This is a genomic window from Rhodoluna sp. KAS3 (assembly GCF_026000575.1).
Classification (GTDB): domain Bacteria; phylum Actinomycetota; class Actinomycetes; order Actinomycetales; family Microbacteriaceae; genus Rhodoluna.
On record NZ_AP026910.1, the window covers coordinates 848,859 to 868,933 of the forward strand.

Sequence of the window (20,075 nt, forward strand, 5' to 3'; positions counted from 1 at the left end):
GAGGGCGAAAACCTCCCTTTATTGTACCCAAGTGCCTAGGAGCCTTCATTTGTCAGGCGAAGAGACCAGTTTCCCGGTAGTCGTTCGAGGCTACGATCGTGGGTTGGTTGACGACGCCCTAAAGGACCTTCGCCGAGACCTGATGCAGCTTTCAGCGCAAAATGCACAGCTTGCCCAGGAACTAAAAGAAGCCGCCACCAAGCGGGACCAGGCACTGATGGAACTTGCCGAAGCGGGCGACCCTTCATACACCGGCGTTGGAGCACGTGCTGCCCTAATTCTGAGCACCGCCGAAGATCAGGCTCGGTTCTTGTTGGCCGAATCAAACAACGTAATTTCAAAGCAGCGCAAAGAACTAGAGGCCGAAGTATCGGCTCTTCACGGAGAAGCCAAGGGCTACTACGACTCTTTGGTTGCTGAGGCCCAGCGCCGCGCAGATCGCATCTCTGCCGCTGCCCGCGCTGACTACGACGAAATCATCAACCAGGCCAAGAATGATGCGGCTCGGGTTATGGATGAGGCCATTCGCGAGGCCGGAGCGACTCGCGGATCGGTAGCTACCGAGGCCGCGAAGATGCGCGCAGCGGCAAAGCGCGAGGTTGAGACGCTGAAGTCAAAGGTTGAACGCGACCTAGCTGAACGAAAGTTACTTGCCTTCCGCGAGAATACCCGCGATCTAGACCTCGATTACGCGCAGACGTTGGTAACTGAACAAGCCCGTATCGACCTGGAGCTAGAGCTTACTGCCCGCCGCGCAGAGGCAGAGGCCGAGTACCTGCGTAAGCACCAAGAGGCCGTGGCAACTACTCAAAAGTACTTGGATGACGCGAATGCCCAATTGGCTCTTGCACTGGCCCGAGCCAGCGCAGCCCGCCTAGAGGCAGAAACTCTCGAAGCCGCAGCAATCTCAATCAACCAGCAGAACACTGAGGCTGCTCGCAAGAAGGCAGACGCAATCATGGCGGCGGCCGAAGCCGAGGCTCGCAAATCAGTAGCCGAGGCACAGGCAGAGATTGACCGCCGAATTGCTCAGTCGAAGGTAATCCTAGAAAGATTGCAGGCTGAACGAGATTCGGTTGAGGTTTACCTCAAGAATCTTCGCAACTTGTTCAACGGAAAAGATCTACTAAACCCTCCGCCACAAAGTTTTAGCTAAGCGATAGGTTTAGAGGCATGCAGCAGCACATCAAGATTTCTAATGCCTTCCAGATTGGCCTATTGGGTGGCCTCGGTGTTCTAACTGCCCTGATCATCGGTGGAGCCATCACCACCATTGCCAACATCATCGCCTATGTGGCCGCCGCGATCTTTATTGCCCTCGGTTTTGAACCACTGGTAAATAAGTTGATGAGCTGGGGACTAAAGCGTCGCTACGCAATTCTGGCCGTGGCACTCACAATTCTTGCCCTGTTAGCCGCCTTGTTCAGCCTGGTCTTGCCAACGCTCGCCACCGAGACGGCTCATTTTATTGAGACGGCACCGGGAGTACTGGCCAGTGTCAGCGATCTGCCTTTCATCACAGCGATTGATGAGCGTCTGGGCGGGGCAATTAGCGATGCCCTAAACTCAACCGGAGCCTATCTGGGTGACTCAGCAAACTGGCCGACAATGCTCGGTGGCGTGGTTCAGGTTGGAATTTCAATTTTCAATGGTGCTTTCGGGGCCATCATCATCATTATTTTGAGCCTGTACTTTATGGCATCGATGAACACCTTCAAGCGCTGGGTTTACTCACTCGTGGCAGCTAGCAAGCGCGAACGTTTTGTTGACTTGTCAGAGCAAATCTCGACCTCGGTAGGCCGCTATGTAATGGGGCAGGCCAGCATCGCAGCAATTGCCGGTGTGACCAGCTTCATCTTTATGAGCATCGCCGGTGTTCCATTCGCACTTGTCCTTGCGATGATCGCATTCCTGCTTGGTCTGGTCCCGCTAGTCGGAACCATCAGCGCCGCCGTTCTGGTGACGCTGGTAGCACTCAGCGTCTCGCCGACCGTGGCTCTAATTTCGGGTATTTACTACATCATCTACATGCAGGTTGAGGCCTACATCATCAGCCCAAAAATCATGAGCCGCGCAGTTTCTGTACCGGGTGCTGTTGTTGTGGTTGCCGCACTTGCCGGCGGTGCACTGATGGGTGTGCTTGGTGCTCTGGTTTCGATTCCGGTGGCGGCCTCAATCATGCTGATTCTGCGCCAGGTTTACACCCCGTATCAAGAAGCGCGCTAAAGAACCTCGGGCTGCCAGGATTCAGGCAGCGGGTAACTATCCGGTTGTACTGCGCGAACAATCTCGTTTAAGACTCGCTTGGTAGCATTTTCTCCGACCCACAGGTGCTTTGCGCCGTCAACACCGATTAACTCGGCGTGGGCAACGCTCGCAAAGCGTTCAGCTGCCTCTGCTGGCTGCAGGAAGTCGTCAAACTCAGGTACCAGAATCACCAATCGTTTCTCGCTACCGCCCCAGCGTGCAACCTCAACATCGGTGGCTCGGTGCAGCGGAGGGGAAAGCAAAATGGCGCCAACAACTTCGTGAAAGATGCCGTACTTCAAAGCTAATTCGGTGCCAAAAGACCAGCCGACCAGCCAAATGTTTGGCAAACCGCGCTTCTTAGCGAAGGCCACCGCTGCCGCTACATCGTGTTGCTCAGTTACGCCCTCACCAAACGCACCCTCGCTGGTTCCACGAGGAGAAGAGGTGCCGCGGGTATTGAATCGCAAAACAGCTATGTCAGCCAACTCTGGCAGGCGATTGGCAGCCTTCTTGAGGATGTGGCTGTCCATGAAGCCACCGTGGGTTGGCAGCGGGTGGAGAGTCACCAGGGTGGCTTTTGGCGCCCGACCAGCCGGAAGCGACAGTTCTCCGACCAGCGTCAACCCGTCTGCAGTTAGGAGGGTAATTTCTTCACGTACTGAAGGCAGTTCGACACCAGAGCGGATCTCGATCGGAAAATTCATAGCAACGGCCCCTGAAATTGCTTCCAGCAGGCATTGTGAAAGTGTCTCCGGGTGTCTACTCCCCTGACGCTGTCCCAAGCCACAATGTGACTCAAGCCCTTGTTGATTTGCAAATTGCAGTTGGGGCAGGTCCATGATTTTCCGTCATCAGCATTCGCACCAACGCTGGTTTGAGTGGTGTATTCCACGCCGCGCTTTACCTCGACATTACGAATGCCATACCGCGATGCACTGAATTCCAATTCTTCGTGAACCTCAGGCTTTGCCCTTCGTGACCGGTTTGAACGCGGCACTAGTACCAACCAATTTTGTCGGAGTGAGCCAGAGCTCCACACGGAGAACCGTAACGACCCTTGATGTACTTCACACCCCAGCGTATTTGAGTCTCGTGGTTGGTTTTCCAGTCAGGGCCCTCAGATGCCATCTTGGTGCCCGGTAGGGACTGAGGAATACCGTAGGCGCCCGAAGATTTGTTTAGCGCGTTGACACGCCAGTTTGACTCGCGCTCCCAAAGTTTGACCAGGCAAGAGTACTGGTCCGCGCCAAAGTTCATCGATGTCAACAGCTCGAGAGCATAAGCCTTGGCCGTACCTGGGTCAGGAACCGCAGCCGTTTCTACGAAGAGCGCAGCTGCATCGCTGCCGGTGACGATGTTGAAACCACCGCGGGCAAAAGAAATCTTTTGGGTGCTTGCGTAACCGTAAGTTTCTTCAGGAGCAGCTTCATCGATGTCAAAAATTTGAATCGTGCTGGCACTGGCCATGGTGCCTGAATAAGGGTCAACGATGGTTACCAGGATGAAGCCTGCTGAGAAGAGGAACCCCCACAGCGGCTGAAAAGCGCGCTTCTTGAGCCTCGGAAACTTAGGGCGCTTGAACGGGGTCTTTTCTAGAGCCTGATCAATCTTGGTACCCAATCGGTGCGACAGTTCTGGCCTATCGGCCTCGTGTCTACCCATTGTTCACCTCCGCGTGCTAGTTACTCGCAATGTTTCAGTCTACCTTCGAGCCTGTTTTATTACCAGAATCTGTTAACCAGGTAAACGCTGAGTTGGGCACTTCGACAGCACAGATGCCATGGCTGTTTTCTCAGCCGAGGTTACCCACAGTGCGTATTTGCGCTTCACCGCGATCTGCCGGGCCACGTAGGCGCAACGATAACTCTTATTGGGCGGCAGCCAACTTGCGGCATCGGAATCACCCTTCTGGCCATTGGTTGGCCCATCCACCGCCAGCAAATTTAGCGGGTCGTTATAAAAGGCATACCTGCGTGCGTAAGTAAGCTTCTGAGCGCCCTTTTGCCAGGCATCACTGACGGCCACCACGTGGTCGATTTGAACTTTGATTGAGGTAGATTGACCTCGCACAAAATTTATCGTCTTGGCTGTGTAAGGGTCACGAAGAATGCCGGTTTCGACGATGCAGCTGTAACCTCTACGCATAACTTCGCTGCTTAGGTCACGCTTGAGAATGTAATTTCTGAGATCGCAGCTGCCGATGTCACCCCAGCCATCTGAGAATTTCTCGCGAGCGTAGCCAGTCTTGGCGGCCCGCCCCTTGACGCCAAGCTCTTGCAGGGCAGTTTTAGCCAAAGGGTTCAGAGCCTCCGCTGGTGCTGCCGAGCCGGCCGCCACAAACCCCGATGCAATCAGAGTGGCGCCAACTAAACCGGCAAGTAGGGCTCTAGCAGTTCTTTTCAATCTGCAGCACCTCGACCACTCGATCGATGAAGGCATCAACCTGACTTTCGACATAACCGGCGCGGGACGCTTTGAAAATCGTTCGTCGAACAGCGGTTAGGTCGAGTGGCGTCTCTGAATCTAGGTGGCGGGCAACTGAATCGCAAAGGGCATCAACTTGCTTGCGGTTGTATCCGCGAAGCAAAAAAGAAACGTTGGAAAATTTTTGATTCTTTGGTCGTTCAACCCGGCCGCGAAGAATTTCTTGGATTCGGGCCAAGCGGTCGGCAACGGCATAGTCACCAGACTTTGCAATCTGGCGCTTAATTTCTCTCGAGGCAAAAGTGTCTTCTAGTCGATCTAACGCCGAATCAACTGGACCGATGAGGTAGCCACCACGAATCAAATCGAAGTGAGTATTGCGAATTAGATCAGATGTCACTTGATCGGCATCCGGGCTATTGAATTGCTCGCGAGCCTGGTCGATAAAAGCGTTTACCTGCTCGGGCACGTAGCCAAGTTCCTTTGGCCCAGCAACTGGAAAAGAAAAACTCATTTTGCTTCCAAACTAGAGGGCAGTTACCAGCTGCATGAAGAGGTAGGTAATTAGGGCAGAAGGCAGGATTGAATCCAAACGGTCCATGACGCCGCCATGCCCCGGGAGAATCGACGACATGTCTTTGACACCAAGGTCACGTTTGATGAGCGACTCGGCTAGGTCACCGAAGACTGCCGCGAGCAGCAAGGCTGCAGCAAAAACGACACCAAGCCACCACGGTAGGCCGAGTGCAAAAATGCTGAACAGGACTGCTGATACCGAACCGGCTGTAATTGAAGCGAGCAGGCCTTCCCAAGTTTTCTTTGGACTTACCCCTGGGGCAAGTTTGTGTTTGCCAAATTTACGACCAACCAGATATCCGGCGGTATCAATCAGCGCAACCGTAACCACAAAAGCAATGACCCAACTAGCACCATCTGGGCGGCGCAGCAGAAGCATTGTGAAACTGGTCATTAGTGGCAGGTAAATGACCACAAATGCCGCAGCTGCGTAATCGCGAAGGGTGTGCTGGATGGCTTGGATCGGTTTTTCACGCCGTTCCCAAAGCAAGTGCACTGTTCGCCACAGAATCAATGCCGCAACGATGGACAAGGCCACGAGCCACTGCAGTTGGGCTCCCCCGTAGAACGCAGCCGGCATGATTAGGACTGAGCCGACAACCGAAGGAACTCGAGGAACGTACCACCCCTTGAGCCTCAAAGCGGTTGAAAGCTCCCAGGCACCGAAACCGGCAGCAGTAGCTGCGAATACCATGAAGAGTTCTTTGTAGATGAGTACCGAGAGCAAAAATGCAGCGCCCAGCGCTAGTCCGACCGCAACCGACTTAGATAGGCTGCGCCCACCTGAAGTTGGCTGCTGAGTAGTCAAATTAGACCTCTAGAAGTTCGGCTTCTTTGCGCTTTAGAGCGTCGTCGATGGCATCCACGTGCGTCTTAGTGATTGCATCAAGCTCTTTTTCGCCACGGGCGATTTCATCATCGCCAGCAAGGCCATCCTTCTTCAGCGCTGCCAAATCATCGTTGCCCTTGCGGCGAATGTTGCGAACTGCCACTCGGTGGTCTTCAGCCTTGGCCTTCACAAGTTTGACGTAGTCGCGGCGACGCTCTTCGGTAAGGTCTGGCAAAGTCACACGGATTAGGTTTCCGTCATTCTGTGGGTTTGCGTCAAGGTTTGGCATCTCGCGCAGAGCGGTCTCAATAGCCTTCAGCGCGCCCTTGTCATAAGGGGTGATAACGATGGTGCGAGCTTCTGGGTTAGCCAACTGACCGAGCTGACCAAGAGGGGTTGGGGTGCCGTAGTAGTCAACCATTACCTTCTGGAACAGCTGAGGGTTTGCGCGACCAGTGCGGACGTTTGCAAAATCTTCGCGGGTAGCGTCAACGGCCTTGGCCATCTTTTCGGTGGCGGCTGCCAGAATCTCTGAAATCACTTTTTCTCCTGTTTTGATTAATTCTTTACCGCAATTAGGCGGTTACGAAAGTTCCAATTTTCTTGCCGAGAATTGCATCGGTTACGTTGCCGGCCGGCTGCATTCCAAATACGCGCATCGGCATCTTGTTGTCCATGCAAAGGCTGAACGCAGTCGCGTCGACCACCTTTAGGCCCTTCACCAAGGCATCCTGGTAGGTAATCTCATCGAGGCGCACCGCAGTTGGGTCTTTCTTTGGATCCGCCGAATAAACGCCGTCGACGCCGTTCTTAGCAACCAACACCTCATCGGCCTTGATTTCTAGGGCACGCTGCGCGGCCACTGTGTCGGTCGAGAAGTATGGCAAACCGGCGCCTGCACCGAAGATTACAACTCGGCCTTTTTCGAGGTGACGAATTGCACGAAGCGGGATGTAGGCCTCAGTTACCTGTGCCATGTTGATTGCAGACTGTACGCGGGTGCTGACGCCGGCCTGCTCCAAGAAGTCCTGAAGAGCCAGGGCGTTCATAACAGTTCCAAGCATGCCCATGTAGTCAGCGCGTGATCGCTCCATGCCTCGCTGTGAGAGCTCGGCTCCGCGGAAGAAATTGCCGCCACCAACCACGATTGCAATTTCAGCGTGCTTGGCGCCCTCTGCAATTTCACGCGCCATTTCAGCCACGATGTCAGGGTTCACACCAAGGGTGCCGCCACCGAACGCCTCACCCGAAAGCTTTAGCAGTACACGGCGTTTTTTGTTTGGCACGAAACCCTCCTGGATTGTTGCTTTTATCTCTGTCTATCCTAAACCGAGCAACAAAAAAGGCCCGGTCGAAATGACCGAGCCTTCCTTGTTTTTAAGGCTTTTTGTTATGCACCGACGCGTAGGCGAACGAATGCAGAAACGGTTACGCCGGCGTTCTCAAGAACCTTAGCAACGGTCTGCTTGGTGTCCTTTGCGAAGTCCTGCTCAAGAAGCACGTTCTCCTTGAAGAAGCCGGTTACACGTCCTTCAACGATCTTTGAAAGCGCAGCCTCAGGCTTGCCTTCGTTGCGTGCGGTCTCTTCAGCAATACGGCGCTCTGTGGCAACAACGTCAGCGTCAACGTCATCGCGGGTTAGCACGCTCGGTGAGAATGCTGCGATGTGCACTGCAACGTCGTGTGCGGTGGTTGCGTCTGAACCGCTGTAAGCAACAAGCACGCCAACCTGTGGAGGTAGGTCCTTGCTGGTGCGGTGTAGGTAAGCGTCAACAGCAGCATCCTTGATTGAAACTACCTTGCGAAGCTCAACCTTCTCGCCCATGATCGCGGCTTCGTCGTTGATTGCGTCTAGAACTGACTGACCGTTTAGGTCTGCAGCAAGTGCAGCCTCAAGGGTCTCGGCGCCAGCGGCAACAACAGCGTCTGCAACGCGGTCTGCAAGCTCAACGAACTTTGGAGCCTTAGCAACAAAGTCAGTCTCGCAAGCAAGCTCGATTAGGTAGCCGGTGCCACCCTCAACACGAGCAACGATCAAGCCGTTGCTGGTGGTGCGACCTTCGCGCTTGGTAACGCCCTTTAGACCCTTTAGACGTAGGACTTCCATTGCCTTGTCGATGTTGCCATCGGCTTCGTCAAGGGCGCCCTTGCAGTCCATCATGCCGGCGCCTGACTTCTCGCGAAGCGCCTTTACATCTGCGGCGGTGTAGTTAGCCATCTTTACTTTGCTTCCTCTACTGCAACAGCCTCAGCAGCTGGTGCCTCTACAGCCTCTGCTGCAACAGCAGGAGCTTCTACGGTCTTGGCAGCAGCCTCGGCGGCGCCCTGCTCTAGAAGCTCGCGCTCCCACTCAGCTAGTGGCTCTGCTGCTGCTTCTGGCTTTGCGTGACGAGCGATTAGACCCTCAGCAACTGCATCTGCGATAACGCGAGTTAGCAGCTGAACTGAACGGATTGCATCGTCGTTTCCTGGAATACCAATGGTTACCTCGTCTGGGTCACAGTTGGTGTCCAAGATACCGATTACTGGGATACCCAGCTTCTTGGCCTCGGTGATTGCTAGGTGCTCTTTGTTGGTGTCTACAACCCAGATCGCAGATGGAGTCTTGGTGATGTTGCGGATACCGCCTAGAGCCTTCTCTAGCTTGTCCTTCTCGCGGCGAAGGATAAGTAGTTCCTTCTTGGTTAGACCAGTCTTGGTCTTACCTGAGAAGTCCATAACCTCAAGTTCCTTTAGGCGTGAAAGACGCTTCTGGATGGTCTGGAAGTTGGTCAAAAGACCACCCAACCAACGCTGGTTGATGTAAGGCTGGCCAACGCGCAGAGCCTGCTCAGCAATTGCTTCCTGTGCCTGCTTCTTGGTACCGACAAACAGGATGCTTCCGCCGTGAGCAACGGTCTCCTTGACGAAGTCGTATGCCTTGTCAATGAAAGCAAGTGACTGCTGAAGGTCGATGATGTAGATGCCTGAACGGTCGGTCAGAATGAAACGACGCATCTTTGGGTTCCAACGACGGGTCTGGTGCCCGAAGTGAACGCCGCTGTCGAGCAGCTGGCGAATTGTTACTACTGCCATGAGCAGTCTCCTTTTTTGGCGCGCAAAGGCGCCACTCAGTTGTCTGTTCGAGCGGTTGCCCGAAACACCTGGTGCCGGATCCTTCTCGCCAAATTGCTTTGGACTGAGTGAGAAGTAAATCTGATTCGGCACGCGAAGTCGGCAAGCGTAAACACCCTTCAAAAAAAATGAGGAATGTCGCGAGCCTGCCGCTTCGATAATTCTAACAGTCGAGGGGCCGAGTTATCCACCATTTAGCAGTGATTTATTGGGCAAGAGAGGCAAAGCCTCAAAGTGGAAACATGAGATGGGTCACCTTCGCGCTTTCCCTGCTGCTTAGCAGCGTAATTCCGTTTGGCATAGCTCGAGGCGAAGGCCCAGAGTGGTCCTTGCCGTTCGAGGATAGCGACACAGGAACCAGTACCGTTACTGGCAAAGGATTGCAATTGATCAATCACTACCGCCAACCAAATAGCGAATACTCCGCTGGCCACAGAGGAGTGGACTATCGGGTCTCGTTAAACCAGACCGTATTAGCACCGGCGGATGGTCAAGTTAGATTTGTCGGCGTGGTCGTTGACCGCCCACTTTTGACTCTCAGCCATCCTGGCGGAGAAATTACCGAGTTTGAACCGCTCTGCACCGATCTAAAAGTCGGAGATTTAGTGAGAAGGCAAGATCCAATCGGATGGGTGTGCGATGCCAAACCTTCTTATCGGCAACACTGTCAAGACGTTCGATGCCTGCATTTCTCTCTGCGAAAAAACGATTGGTATCTGTCGCCACTGGCTTTGATTGGCGGCCTGAATCCAAGCCGATTGCTACCCACCAATGACTGAAATCAAGCCCGAGGGTGAGCGTTTTTGTAACTGTCCTTGAGTCGTTCTACAGACACATGGGTATAAATCTGCGTGGTTCCCAAGCTTGAGTGTCCAAGGAATTCTTGCACCGCCCGAAGGTCAGCTCCCCCATCAAGAAGGTGAGTTGCTGCACTGTGCCTCAATGAATGTGGGCCCGCAGATCCGGTTGGAGTGCCTCCTAGTAGTTTTGCCACCAGGGCGTAAACCTGTCTGACTCCAAGCCGGCGGCCTCTTGAATTTAGCAGCAGCGCTGTGGCGCTGGACTCATTTGCCAACTGTCCTCGACCAGCGCGAATCCAGAGGTCAAGGGCTTCCGCTGCCGGCAGGCCGTAGGGAACCATTCGCTGCTTTGACCCTTTACCTGTCACTCTTAGAAGCCTTCGGTCGTAGTCAACATCCTCCAGGTTCAAACCAACCAACTCGCTTACACGAGCACCAGTGGCATAAAGCATTTCGATAACTAGTAGGTCCCTCAACCCCTGAGGGTTATCGATTACCGCCAGCGGCCTCAGGTGTTCAAAAATCATTTCGAGGCTCTCGCGCGAAACCACTGTTGGAAGAGACCGCGAAGCCTTCGGAGATCGCAGCCGCTGACCAGGGTCCGAGTTTGAGATACCCGCCTGGTGCAACCACGATGTGAACGACCTGATGGCTGCGCTCTTCCTGGCCAAGGTGGTCTTACTGAGACCGCGCTGATTTAGGTGCCACAGGAAATCTCGGATGAGTTCGAGGTCTAAGTCAGCGGGGCGGTTTAGGCCCCGAGCCTCACCGAAAGCTAAAAGTTCGGATATGTCGGACAGGTAAGCCCGCGTGGTATTCGGCGAGCGCCCCCGACCTGAACCCAAATGGGTTTCAAATTTATCCAGGGTATGCACAAAGGCTTCGTTCACAATCAAAGGTTAGTTTGCACTTGACGCCAATCGGAACCGCGGCGCTCAACGAGTCCGGCTAATTCAAGTTGAGCTAAACCAAATTTCGCTTCGTTGCGAGTGAGGCCTGCCTCTCGGCAAATAATTTCAAGGGATTCTTGGCCGAACCCAATTGCATCAAGGACCCGCGTTTCAATCGCTCCAAGACCCGCTATCGGCTGATCCACTTCAAAGGCCCCGCTGATTGGAAGTAGTTCCCTGAGGCTGGCCGTGCCGCTCACCAATGATGCCTGCCCGGCCTCAATAAGTTGATTGCACCCCGCTGACTTTGGAGAGTATATTGGCCCCGGCACCGCACCCACCGTGCGGTTTAGCGCCAGGGCATGGCGGGCTGTGCTGAGGGCCCCAGATCTCCAGTTGGCCTCGGTAACCAAGGTTGCGTGCCCAAGTGCAGCAATCAACCGATTGCGCTGCAAAAAGCGCCACTTGCTCGGAGCCGAACCTGGAGGTAATTCGCCAACAACCGCACCCTCTGAGCAAATCCGCTCCAACAGAAGGCGGTTTGCGCTTGGATACAACCGGTCTACCCCTCCAGCTAGCACGGCGATGGTCCCTGGCTCCGACGCAAGCGCAGCTTGATGGGCAACAGCGTCAACCCCCAGAGCCCCTCCCGATACGATTACCGCACCCAGCTGACTTGCGGTGTAAGTGAGTTCGGCTGTAACTCTGCGACCATATTCGGTCACTCCCCTGGATCCAACAATGGCCAGACTTAGGTTTGAACCGAGCAGGTCGGTGCGACCTCTAACCCAGAGCGCAAAAGGGGCAAAACTTCCGAGGTCAGCAAGACCGTTTGCCCATATCCCCTCATCTGGAACCAAGAGGCTTCCTCCGGCCGAGCGGATGTATTCAAGAGCTCTAAAAACAGCCTGGGAGCTCAGCCTTTGACTCCATCTCGCACGAGCGTCATCCAGGTATTTTTGACCGTTTTCAAAGTTCGGCAGTGTATGCAGCGAGAACCCCACCTGATTCAAACTGCGCTCAACGGAGTTGGATTCGAGTCCGGCAATCAGTAATTCAAGAGCCCTGACCGGCCCAAGAATAGACACCAGACAACCAGCGAAACCATCCCCCGGCTCGCAAATTGTGCTCCACGCGGCTCGAGCAAAGATGTCAAAATTGGCCGAGCGGTCCGTAGCCATCCCGCCAAGGGCTAAATCGACCTCTTTTGGGTTCATCCGCAAGGTTGTATCGGTGGCCATCAGGCAGCCTCCAACGGATTATCGCCGCCACGCAGGATCAACGCTTCGCAGATGTTTTCGACGGTTGGTGAATGGTTGCCGGCCAGGTCGGCAATGGTCCAAGCCAACCGCACGCAACGGTCGTAACCTCGCATGCTCAGCGAACCCCGCTCAAGAGCACGGTCGAGTTCTTTAGTGACTGCCCGTCCTAGTTTTAGTTGCCTCCTGAGGTAAGGCCCAGGCACCTGCGCGTTTAGTTTCCAAGGTGTACCTACAAGCCTTGATTCAGCTGCCGCTCGAGCCTGTGAAACCTTGGCCCGCAGTTCGGCAGAACTTTCGCGAGGAATGGCCGAATCTCGATGAAGCGCTATCTCTGCCGAACTAACTGGCAAAAGCGGGAGGCGAATGTCGATACGGTCCAGCAGCGGACTTGAAAGTTTGGATGCGTATCGGTGCTTTTGGAGATAGCTGCAGGTGCACTGCGCGCCCTTACCAAAGCCTCGACCGCAAGGGCATGGGTTAGCCGCCATGACCAATTGAAAACGAGCCGGGAACCTAGCCGTGCCGGCAGAGCGATTGATCATTACCTCGCCGGACTCAAGTGGTTGCCGCAATGCCTCGAGCACCGGAAGCATAAATTCAGGTGCCTCATCCAGAAAAAGGACGCCGTGGTTTGCCAAAGAAATCAAACCAGGCCGAGGAAGTCCGACACCTCCTCCGACCAGTGAAGCCACCGAGGCGCTGTGATGAGGCGACTCGAATGGTGGCCGCCGGATCAAGCTAGTAGCACGAACTTCAGGGGTTGCTGCTGAAATTGAATGAACCGCTGTGGTCTCTAATGCAGCCTCAAGCTCTAGATCGGGCAACAAAGTTGGTAGGCGCTCGGCCAGCATGGTTTTACCAGCACCGGGTGGCCCAACCATGAGCATGTGGTGACCTCCAGCGGCCGCCACGGTCAGAGCCTCGACAGCAGAATCCTGACCGACCACATCTGAAATATCCACACCACTTTCATGCATAGACTCCACCATGGGCTGCACCTCAAAGGTTTGCGCCAAAGAAACATCGTCTGTACGAACCTCAGCTCCATGGATAGCAGCAACCTGCCTCAGGTGCTCGACACCGGTTACCTCAATGCCATCGATAAGGCTGGCCTCAGCAAAGTTCACCTGGGGAACAAAGGCTCGGGTGCAACCGGCTGCCTTAGCCGCCAGCAGCGCCGGCAACACTCCTCGAACACCACGAATCAAGCCATCCAGGCCAAGCTCACCTAAGAAAATTTGCCCCGGATTTATAGACACCTTTAGGTTTGCAGCCAAAATAGCCATCGCGATGGCTAGGTCAAAACTTGCGCCATACTTGGGCACTGAGGCTGGCGAAAGATTGACCGTGACTCGACGCACAGGCATTTCTAGGCCACTGTTCTGGATGGCCGAGCGGACTCTATCTTTGGCCTCGCTCAGCGAAGCATCGGGCAAACCGACCAACACAAACGAGGGCAGATTACTTGAAATTTCAGCTTCAATTTCAACCAGGGTGCCGGCTAAACCGAGCAAACTGATGGCAAAAGTTTTTGCAACTGGCATCAGAACACCTGCTTTAGGTGTTCGATTGCGACTTTGCCCTGATTGACCAGCACCGCTATTGCATCAAGCCTTACCTTGACACCAGAAACCTCGTGGTCTCGGCACCATTCGGCAACTAGTTTGCGCATGCGCGAAACTTTGAGCGGAGTGATTGCCTCAAAAGGATGTCCGAAACCCGAGCCATTTCTGGTCTTGACCTCGACAAAAACGTATCGCCCCTTTTCTAGAGCCACCAGATCTATTTCACCGCTGGCGCCTCGCCAATTGCGATCTACTATTTCGTAACCGCGGTCGGTGAGAAATTGCGAGGCGCGGTCTTCGCCGTATCTACCCAAGAGTTGTTTTTGATTCACCCAAACAGACTGCCCCGGTTAAATAAAAGATGGTCACCGCAGTGACCATCTGTGTAAAAGGGTGCCCAAATCTAGGCTGTGGATTTACTCGCCGACCGCAAGTTCTTTAGGCAGATCAAATGCTGCACCAGTGAGTTCTTCAACGTTCACGTCTTTGAAGGTCAGCACACGAACACTCTTAACGAAGCGATCCGAGCGGTATATATCCCAGACCCAAACGTCTTTCATGTTCAACTCAAAGTAGAAATCGGTTCCAGCATCAACACGTTGCAGGTCAACCTCGTTGGCCAAATAAAAGCGGCGCTCAGTTTCGATTACGTACTTGAAGGTTCCAACGATGTCGCGATACTCCCGATACAAAGCCAATTCAGCTTCGCGGTCGTAGTCCTCAAACTCGTTTTCTTCCATAACTAAAGTCTATTCACCAATGCCCTCGAGCTGCCCATCAGCCAAAATCTTTGTCAACCAGGTGTGCCTGTGATGCACCGAGGGGCCAAGCGTGCGAATTGCGTCAATGTGAGCCCCCGAGGCATATCCCTTGTGGCCTTCGAAGAGGTATCCCGGTGTCTCATTGGCCAGCCGAATCATGAAATTGTCTCGTTGAACCTTTGAAATCACCGATGCGGCTGCGACCGATACACAGTCTCGGTCGGCTTTGGTTTGAACTACGACTGGTATTCCACTGGCCATAGCTCCCAACCAGTTATGTGAACCATCAAGGATTATTGTGGCTCCGTCTTGAACAATTTCGGCACGCAGGTGTGCATCGGCAAGAAGATCATCCAGAGCCATTGCGCCGGCCTTTGCCAAGGCCGCGATGATTCCGTGTGAATCAATTTCTGCCGCGGAAACCATACCAACAGCTGATCCGACCACCCATTCGGTTACTGGACCCACAATTTGATTCCGAATCTTTTCACTGATTAGTTTCGAATCGCACAGCTGCTCAGGCCACGGCGTGCTTGCACGGGGGCCTGAACGGTCGATCAGCGCGACGCCAACTGCAACTGGTCCGGCTATGGCGCCGCGACCAACTTCATCCATGCCGATTACAAACCGCGAACCACTGGCCCACAGTTCTTGTTCTCGACTAAGGGTTGGGAACGTCTTTGAAGACATCTGGAAAATTATCCAAGTATTGCCAGTTTTCAAATGGCCAGCTGACCACAAAAGCGCGACCTACGACGAAGTCTTTAGAGACAAAACCCTTGCTCGGTAGGTCACCGTGGAAGCGAGAATCCTGGCTGTTATCACGGTTATCACCCATGACCCATACCGAGCCCTCTGGAACAACTACGTCAAAGTCAATCAGCGAAGGTTCAGAGCCTGGGGCTATGTAGGTTTCATCAATGGCAACCCCATTGACTGTGAGTTTTCCATCAACGTCACAGCAAACCACGTGGTCACCAGGCAATCCGATGACCCGCTTTACCAAGTGTTGACTGCTATCAGGCGCGGTCAATCCAAAAGCTGACAGGAACCACTCGATGCCCGAAGCAACCGGATCTTTTTCAACTTCAATGGGAGAACCAAGCCAGCCACCTGGGTCCTTGAACACGACCACATCTCCGCGCTGAAGCGGAATCAGATCGGGAACTAATTCATTCACGATGATTCGGTCATCGATCTGCAGGGTCTCGAGCATTGAGCCCGAAGGAATGAAAAACGAACGAATTAGGAATGTCTTGATTAACAAAGAAAGCACCAACGCAAACCCAACAATCACGACCAAATCGATCAGGAAGGAGACGAAAACGTTCTTCCGGAACCGCTTCAATTTCGATTGATAGAAGTTGCGTGGTGCTTTTCTTTGCGGGCTTTCAAACTGCCCGAGGTCTGTCATACGTAGAGCGTATTAGATGTTGTCGCGCTTTTCAGCAATCTTTGCCTTCTTACCGCGAAGGTCGCGCAAGAAGTAAAGCTTCGCACGGCGAACGTCACCGCGGGTTACGACTTCGATCTTCTCAAGTACTGGTGAGTGCACTGGGAAAGTACGCTCTACACCAACTTGGAAAGAAACTTTACGAACGGTGAAGGTCTCGCGAACTGACTCGCCTGAGCGGCGGATAACGATGCCCTGGAAAACCTGGACACGGCTGCGGTTACCTTCGATGATGTTTACGTGAACCTTGACGGTGTCACCAACACGGAAAGCTGGGATGTCTGAACGTAGCGACGCTGCGTCTACTGAATCAAGAATGTGCATTTTGAATCACTCTCTGTTACTGCACGCAGGTCAACAACGGGTTAGGTTTCGATTTGTTGTCCTTTTAGCCAAACTCCCCTGCGGCAGAGCATCATGTGGCAAACAACTTTTCTAGTTTAGCCTGAACCCGGCGAACAAGCAAAGGTAGGGGTTATTTATCCAGCAGGTCTGGCCGCACCCGGCGCGTACGTTCGATTTGTTGTTCGCGTCGCCACGCGGCAATTGCCGCGTGATTTCCGCTGGTCAAAACCTCAGGCACGTCAAAACCTCGCCAAGACGCGGGCTTGGTGTAACTCGGGTATTCCAAAAGACCGTCAGAGTGAGATTCCTCAATCAGGCTCTCGGCATTTCCAATCACGCCAGGAATCAGGCGGACTATGGCTTCAGTCATTGCTATCGCAGCAACCTCACCGCCGTTCAACACGTAGTCACCCAAGCTAATCAGTCGAACTTTGGCTTTTGTAGCGGCGTAGTCGACGACACGTTGGTCAATGCCTTCGTAGCGTCCGCAGGCAAAAACAATCTGCTTTTCCTTAGCAAGCTCATAAGCGGTGGCCTGCTTAAACTGCTCTCCCGCAGGGGAGGTAAAAATTACGGTGCAGTCGCCATCGGCCGGAAGAATCGCATCGAGCGCCTCACCCCAAGGCTCGGGCTTCATCAGCATTCCGGCTCCGCCACCGTACGGGCTGTCATCGACGGTGCGGTGCTTGTCATGGGTATAGTCGCGCAGGTCATGTGCGGTGAATTCAATCAGATTCTTTTCACGGGCCTTACCCAGCAGTGAAAGATCCAGTGCATTGAAGTAGTCAGGAAAAATCGTGACGGCATCGATGCGCATTTTTAGGCCTCTGAAAGCTCTTCGAAGAGTCCGCCAGGAGGAGTTACAACCACTTCACCGGCTTTTACATCCACGGTCGGCACGAAGGCCTTGATGAAAGGTAGAAGAACCTCACCGGCCTCGGTCTTGATTGCCAGGCAGTCCTGGGCTGGCAGGTGATCAACACGGATTACCTGACCGATCAGTGCACCATCTCTGATGACCTTAAGGCCAATCAATTGGTGGTCGTACCAGGCATCTGGCTCTTCAGGTAGAACCTCTACATCGGCATCAACCAGCAGGATTGCCTTGATCAGAGTCTCAGCAGCGGTGCGGTCTTCGGCCTCATTTAGGAATAGGACCGGTGCTTGGTTGTAGTAGCGCAACTCTTTTACGGTTACGGTTTTACCGAACCATGGGGAGGAGTCAGGTACCTGAAGTTTCAGCACAGCACCTGGTGCAAAACGCACATCTGGGCTGTCTGTATATAGTTCGAGTTTGAACGCTCCCTTTAGGCCGTGGGCCTTGACCAAACGGCCAACTCGGAGCGTAGTCTTGCTAGAAATCTGTGTCCACCACGTCTACGCGGACTTTTTTACCGTCGGCTAGGGCGTTCACTAGCGTGCGGAGCGCTTTGGCGGTGCGGCCGTTGCGCCCGATCACACGACCCAGATCATCTGGGTGCACGTGAACCTCAAGCAAGTCTCCTCGCGAGGTTGATCGTGCAGTCACGGTTGCATCGTCTGGATTGTCAACGATGCCTTTGACTAGGTGTTCGAGCGCAGCGGCTAGCACTTATTAAGCCTCTTCGTTTACAGCAGCTTCTTCAGCAGCAGGAGCCTCAACGGCCTCGTCTGCTGCGTCTGCAACTGCATCTTCGATTGACTGGACTGCTTCTTCAGCTGCGTCAGCAGCCTCTGCGATTACGTCCTCAGCTGCGGCCTCAGCTGCTGGAGCTGCTTCCTCAACTGGTGCAACCTTGATCTCAGCCTTTGGGCGAAGAACGGTCTTCTTGGCACCGTCAACGATGAACTCAGCCTTTGGAGCCTTGGTCTGAACGGTGTTCTTTGCTGACTTGTCGCCCTGTGAAGCCTGTAGGTCACCGGTGAGCTTTAGTAGCACTGCTACCTGCTCAGTTGGCTGTGCGCCAACGCTTAGCCAGTACTGAGCGCGCTCAGAGTTGACCTCGATAAGTGATGGGTTCTCGGTCGGAATGTAACGACCAATTTCTTCGATGGCACGACCGTCACGCTTGGTGCGTGAGTCTGCTACAACGATGCGGTAGTGCGGCGCGCGGATTTTACCCATGCGCTTCAAGCGGATTTTTACAGCCACGATTGCTCCTGATTTTCGTAATGGTGCGAACGTTCAACCGTGAGCGTGGGGGCACACTCGGTGAAAAAGCTCTAGGGGTTGTCGTAATCGTTTGGTTAGAGGGTCAAACGGCGACAACCGCTCTATTCTGCCAGAAATTCGCCTCTGGCGCTAGTTTCTCGGGCTAGTTTCCCAATCCAAATGCAGAACCGGCAGAACCCGTTGCATCTGAACCAGGTTTATTGCCCGCCAGACGCGCCGCCTCCTCAGCCGCGCGCTTGGCTGGGTTTCCAGACTTTGAACCTTTTTTCTTGTCCTTTGCCTTTGACTTCCCGCCACCAAACGAGCCCATGCCCGGCATCTGCGGCATACCCGGCATCTGCGGCACACCTCCCTTGGCAACCGTCTTCATCATCTTGGCTGCCTGTTCAAACCGGTTGACCAGAGAATTAACATCAGTCACGGTCATGCCAGAACCCTTGGCAATACGGGCGCGGCGAGAACCATTCAAGATCTTTGGCTGGCGACGTTCTGCAGGCGTCATCGATCTGATGATTGCCTCGGTACGGTCAATTTCTCGTTCATCGAAGTTATCAAGTTGCTGACGCATCTGACCTGTACCCGGCATCATTGCCAGCATGCTCTTGAGGGAGCCCATTTTGCGCAGCTGCTGCATTTGCTCCATGAAGTCTTCAAGTGTGAAAGCATCTTTGGCCAGCTTTTCAGCCATGGCCCGTGCTTCGGCCTCATCAAAGGTTTTCTGAGTTTGCTCAATCAGGGTAAGAACGTCACCCATGTCCAGAATTCGGCTGGCCATGCGGTCTGGGTAGAACGGCTCGAAGGCATCAATGCCCTCGCCATTCGACGCAAAAATAATCGGTTTGCCGGTAACTGAGGCAACCGATAGCGCAGCACCACCGCGGGCATCACCGTCAAGCTTGGTCAAAACAACGCCGGTGATTCCAACGCCCTCGTCAAAAGCCTTGGCAACGTTCACCGCATCCTGGCCCAACATTGAGTCCACGACAAACAGGACTTCATCTGGGTCAACGGCCGCACGGATGTCTGATGCCTGCTGCATCAGTTCTTCGTCAACACCCAGGCGACCGGCTGTGTCGACAATCACCACGCTGAACATCTTTTGCTTGGCGTGCTTGATTGAATCTTGGGCAACCTTTACCGGATTACCTACTCCGTTGCCTGGCTCGGGTGCAAATACCGGAACATCTACTCGTTCGCCAACAACTTGGAGCTGATTTACGGCATTCGGGCGCTGAAGGTCGGCTGCAACCAAAATTGGGGTTTGCCCCTGGTCCTTCAACCACTTAGCCAGCTTTCCGGCAAGCGTGGTTTTACCGGCACCCTGTAGACCAGCCAGCATTATGACAGTCGGTGGGTTCTTAGCAAAAGTGAGCTTCTTTTGCTCGCCACCAAGAATTTGCACCAACTCTTCGTTCACGATTTGAACTACCTGCTGAGCCGGGTTTAGTGCTTTAGAAACCTCGTCGCCGAGCGCACGCTCGCGAACCGAACCGGTGAAGGCCTTGACTACGTCTAGAGCTACGTCAGCCTCGAGCAGTGCGCGGCGAATTTCACGCAGGGTGGCATCGATGTCAGCCGGGCTTAGTTTTCCCTTGCTGCGAAGGTTCTTGAAAGTATCGATCAAGCGATCTGAGAGATTTCCGAACATACGGGC

General features: G+C 54.0%; 26 protein-coding genes and 1 pseudogene. 3 read left to right on the top strand and 24 right to left on the bottom strand.

From position 1 onward, the window contains the following. The first annotated feature begins 49 nt into the window (after nucleotides 1-49). Together OO731_RS04200 and OO731_RS04205 are read left to right on the top strand one after the other, a co-directional pair. Nucleotides 50-1,156, top strand: a complete 1,107-nt coding sequence (locus OO731_RS04200) for a hypothetical protein (RefSeq protein ID WP_138275541.1) — start codon at nucleotides 50-52, stop codon at nucleotides 1,154-1,156. A gap of 17 nt (nucleotides 1,157-1,173) precedes the next feature. After that, nucleotides 1,174-2,226 carry an AI-2E family transporter gene (locus tag OO731_RS04205; RefSeq protein ID WP_138275542.1) on the top strand — a complete coding sequence of 351 codons (1,053 nt, stop codon included), beginning with the start codon at nucleotides 1,174-1,176 and terminating at the stop codon, nucleotides 2,224-2,226. Here OO731_RS04205 and OO731_RS04210 read toward each other — a convergent pair. From OO731_RS04210 to rpsB, 10 genes are all read right to left on the bottom strand, one after another. Continuing rightward, nucleotides 2,223-2,954, bottom strand: coding sequence for an alpha/beta fold hydrolase (locus OO731_RS04210; RefSeq protein WP_264889777.1), 732 nt, complete (start codon nucleotides 2,952-2,954; stop codon nucleotides 2,223-2,225). The two genes, OO731_RS04205 and OO731_RS04210, sit on opposite strands and share 4 nt — an antisense overlap. Beyond that, nucleotides 2,951-3,247, bottom strand: a complete 297-nt coding sequence (locus OO731_RS04215) for an ATP/GTP-binding protein (protein WP_138275543.1) — start codon at nucleotides 3,245-3,247, stop codon at nucleotides 2,951-2,953. Before OO731_RS04215 ends, OO731_RS04210 begins: the two co-directional genes overlap by 4 nt. Next, nucleotides 3,247-3,912 carry a lytic transglycosylase domain-containing protein gene (locus tag OO731_RS04220; RefSeq protein WP_264889778.1) on the bottom strand — a complete coding sequence of 222 codons (666 nt, stop codon included), beginning with the start codon at nucleotides 3,910-3,912 and terminating at the stop codon, nucleotides 3,247-3,249. Before OO731_RS04220 ends, OO731_RS04215 begins: the two co-directional genes overlap by 1 nt. A gap of 72 nt (nucleotides 3,913-3,984) precedes the next feature. Beyond that, entirely contained in the window at nucleotides 3,985-4,653 is a 669-nt protein-coding gene (locus OO731_RS04225; protein ID WP_264889779.1) for an HNH endonuclease family protein, read from the bottom strand. Next, nucleotides 4,637-5,188: a DivIVA domain-containing protein gene (locus OO731_RS04230; RefSeq protein WP_264889780.1), complete on the bottom strand. Its 552-nt coding sequence runs from the start codon at nucleotides 5,186-5,188 to the stop codon at nucleotides 4,637-4,639. Before OO731_RS04230 ends, OO731_RS04225 begins: the two co-directional genes overlap by 17 nt. 12 nt (nucleotides 5,189-5,200) lie before the next feature. Further along, entirely contained in the window at nucleotides 5,201-6,058 is an 858-nt protein-coding gene (locus OO731_RS04235) for a phosphatidate cytidylyltransferase (protein WP_264889781.1), read from the bottom strand. 1 nt (nucleotide 6,059) lies between these two features. Further along, entirely contained in the window at nucleotides 6,060-6,620 is a 561-nt protein-coding gene (gene frr, locus OO731_RS04240) for a ribosome recycling factor (protein WP_138315640.1), read from the bottom strand. A gap of 34 nt (nucleotides 6,621-6,654) precedes the next feature. Continuing rightward, nucleotides 6,655-7,365: a UMP kinase gene (gene pyrH, locus OO731_RS04245; RefSeq protein WP_138275549.1), complete on the bottom strand. Its 711-nt coding sequence runs from the start codon at nucleotides 7,363-7,365 to the stop codon at nucleotides 6,655-6,657. A 104-nt stretch (nucleotides 7,366-7,469) separates the two neighbouring features. Continuing rightward, nucleotides 7,470-8,297 (bottom strand): translation elongation factor Ts, encoded by an 828-nt coding sequence (gene tsf / locus OO731_RS04250; RefSeq protein WP_264889782.1) that lies wholly within the window; start codon nucleotides 8,295-8,297, stop codon nucleotides 7,470-7,472. 2 nt (nucleotides 8,298-8,299) lie between these two features. Then, entirely contained in the window at nucleotides 8,300-9,154 is an 855-nt protein-coding gene (gene rpsB, locus OO731_RS04255) for a 30S ribosomal protein S2 (protein ID WP_264889783.1), read from the bottom strand. 239 nt (nucleotides 9,155-9,393) lie between these two features. Between rpsB and OO731_RS04260 the strand changes: the two genes are divergently transcribed. Then, the gene (locus OO731_RS04260) at nucleotides 9,394-9,972 is read left to right on the top strand and encodes a M23 family metallopeptidase (RefSeq protein WP_264889784.1); all 579 of its coding nucleotides are present in this window, start codon (nucleotides 9,394-9,396) and stop codon (nucleotides 9,970-9,972) included. A gap of 2 nt (nucleotides 9,973-9,974) precedes the next feature. On the opposite strand, the gene OO731_RS04265 is transcribed toward OO731_RS04260, so the two are convergent. From OO731_RS04265 to ffh, 14 genes and pseudogenes are all read right to left on the bottom strand, one after another. Continuing rightward, nucleotides 9,975-10,520, bottom strand: coding sequence for a tyrosine-type recombinase/integrase (locus OO731_RS04265; RefSeq protein WP_264890668.1), 546 nt, complete (start codon nucleotides 10,518-10,520; stop codon nucleotides 9,975-9,977). A 102-nt stretch (nucleotides 10,521-10,622) separates the two neighbouring features. Further along, nucleotides 10,623-10,883: pseudogene (locus tag OO731_RS04270) on the bottom strand (site-specific integrase); the annotation flags it as partial. Nucleotides 10,884-10,885: 2 nt separating this feature from the next. Continuing rightward, nucleotides 10,886-12,124 (bottom strand): DNA-processing protein DprA, encoded by a 1,239-nt coding sequence (gene dprA, locus OO731_RS04275; protein ID WP_264889785.1) that lies wholly within the window; start codon nucleotides 12,122-12,124, stop codon nucleotides 10,886-10,888. Next, nucleotides 12,124-13,689, bottom strand: coding sequence for a YifB family Mg chelatase-like AAA ATPase (locus OO731_RS04280; RefSeq protein ID WP_264889786.1), 1,566 nt, complete (start codon nucleotides 13,687-13,689; stop codon nucleotides 12,124-12,126). The genes dprA and OO731_RS04280 overlap by 1 nt, the downstream gene beginning before the upstream one ends. Further along, nucleotides 13,689-14,042, bottom strand: coding sequence for a YraN family protein (locus OO731_RS04285; protein ID WP_138316424.1), 354 nt, complete (start codon nucleotides 14,040-14,042; stop codon nucleotides 13,689-13,691). The genes OO731_RS04280 and OO731_RS04285 overlap by 1 nt, the downstream gene beginning before the upstream one ends. A gap of 84 nt (nucleotides 14,043-14,126) precedes the next feature. Next, a complete protein-coding gene (locus tag OO731_RS04290; protein ID WP_138275556.1) occupies nucleotides 14,127-14,450 on the bottom strand; it encodes a DUF2469 domain-containing protein in 324 nt (107 codons plus the stop codon). 9 nt (nucleotides 14,451-14,459) lie between these two features. Beyond that, nucleotides 14,460-15,161: a ribonuclease HII gene (locus OO731_RS04295; RefSeq protein WP_264889787.1), complete on the bottom strand. Its 702-nt coding sequence runs from the start codon at nucleotides 15,159-15,161 to the stop codon at nucleotides 14,460-14,462. After that, nucleotides 15,133-15,819, bottom strand: coding sequence for a signal peptidase I (gene lepB / locus OO731_RS04300; RefSeq protein ID WP_264889788.1), 687 nt, complete (start codon nucleotides 15,817-15,819; stop codon nucleotides 15,133-15,135). The genes OO731_RS04295 and lepB overlap by 29 nt, the downstream gene beginning before the upstream one ends. 78 nt (nucleotides 15,820-15,897) lie before the next feature. Further along, a complete protein-coding gene (rplS, locus tag OO731_RS04305) occupies nucleotides 15,898-16,248 on the bottom strand; it encodes a 50S ribosomal protein L19 (RefSeq protein ID WP_138275559.1) in 351 nt (116 codons plus the stop codon). 151 nt (nucleotides 16,249-16,399) lie between these two features. Next, entirely contained in the window at nucleotides 16,400-17,086 is a 687-nt protein-coding gene (gene trmD, locus OO731_RS04310) for a tRNA (guanosine(37)-N1)-methyltransferase TrmD (RefSeq protein ID WP_264889789.1), read from the bottom strand. 2 nt (nucleotides 17,087-17,088) lie between these two features. Beyond that, complete coding sequence (gene rimM / locus OO731_RS04315) at nucleotides 17,089-17,631, bottom strand: ribosome maturation factor RimM (protein ID WP_138316428.1); 543 nt, start codon at nucleotides 17,629-17,631, stop codon at nucleotides 17,089-17,091. After that, nucleotides 17,624-17,860, bottom strand: coding sequence for an RNA-binding protein (locus OO731_RS04320; RefSeq protein WP_138275562.1), 237 nt, complete (start codon nucleotides 17,858-17,860; stop codon nucleotides 17,624-17,626). The genes rimM and OO731_RS04320 overlap by 8 nt, the downstream gene beginning before the upstream one ends. A gap of 3 nt (nucleotides 17,861-17,863) precedes the next feature. Then, the gene (gene rpsP / locus OO731_RS04325; RefSeq protein WP_138315647.1) at nucleotides 17,864-18,400 is read right to left on the bottom strand and encodes a 30S ribosomal protein S16; all 537 of its coding nucleotides are present in this window, start codon (nucleotides 18,398-18,400) and stop codon (nucleotides 17,864-17,866) included. A 163-nt stretch (nucleotides 18,401-18,563) separates the two neighbouring features. Then, nucleotides 18,564-20,069, bottom strand: coding sequence for a signal recognition particle protein (gene ffh, locus OO731_RS04330; protein ID WP_264889790.1), 1,506 nt, complete (start codon nucleotides 20,067-20,069; stop codon nucleotides 18,564-18,566). Nucleotides 20,070-20,075 lie beyond the last annotated feature (6 nt).

Bases quoted from the DNA above. Each gene is read 5' to 3' on its own strand.
- ffh (WP_264889790.1), bottom strand. From the start codon at position 20,069: ATGTTCGGAAATCTCTCAGATCGCTTGATCGATACTTTCAAGAACCTT.
- rplS (WP_138275559.1), bottom strand. From the start codon at position 16,248: ATGCACATTCTTGATTCAGTAGACGCAGCGTCGCTACGTTCAGACATC.
- OO731_RS04230 (WP_264889780.1), bottom strand. From the start codon at position 5,188: ATGAGTTTTTCTTTTCCAGTTGCTGGGCCAAAGGAACTTGGCTACGTG.
- dprA (WP_264889785.1), bottom strand. From the start codon at position 12,124: ATGGCCACCGATACAACCTTGCGGATGAACCCAAAAGAGGTCGATTTA.
- OO731_RS04295 (WP_264889787.1), bottom strand. From the start codon at position 15,161: ATGTCTTCAAAGACGTTCCCAACCCTTAGTCGAGAACAAGAACTGTGG.
- OO731_RS04280 (WP_264889786.1), bottom strand. From the start codon at position 13,689: ATGCCAGTTGCAAAAACTTTTGCCATCAGTTTGCTCGGTTTAGCCGGC.
- trmD (WP_264889789.1), bottom strand. From the start codon at position 17,086: ATGCGCATCGATGCCGTCACGATTTTTCCTGACTACTTCAATGCACTG.
- OO731_RS04290 (WP_138275556.1), bottom strand. From the start codon at position 14,450: ATGGAAGAAAACGAGTTTGAGGACTACGACCGCGAAGCTGAATTGGCT.
- OO731_RS04210 (WP_264889777.1), bottom strand. From the start codon at position 2,954: ATGAATTTTCCGATCGAGATCCGCTCTGGTGTCGAACTGCCTTCAGTA.
- OO731_RS04205 (WP_138275542.1), top strand. From the start codon at position 1,174: ATGCAGCAGCACATCAAGATTTCTAATGCCTTCCAGATTGGCCTATTG.
- OO731_RS04265 (WP_264890668.1), bottom strand. From the start codon at position 10,520: ATGATTTTTGAACACCTGAGGCCGCTGGCGGTAATCGATAACCCTCAG.
- tsf (WP_264889782.1), bottom strand. From the start codon at position 8,297: ATGGCTAACTACACCGCCGCAGATGTAAAGGCGCTTCGCGAGAAGTCA.
- rpsB (WP_264889783.1), bottom strand. From the start codon at position 9,154: ATGGCAGTAGTAACAATTCGCCAGCTGCTCGACAGCGGCGTTCACTTC.
- OO731_RS04220 (WP_264889778.1), bottom strand. From the start codon at position 3,912: ATGGGTAGACACGAGGCCGATAGGCCAGAACTGTCGCACCGATTGGGT.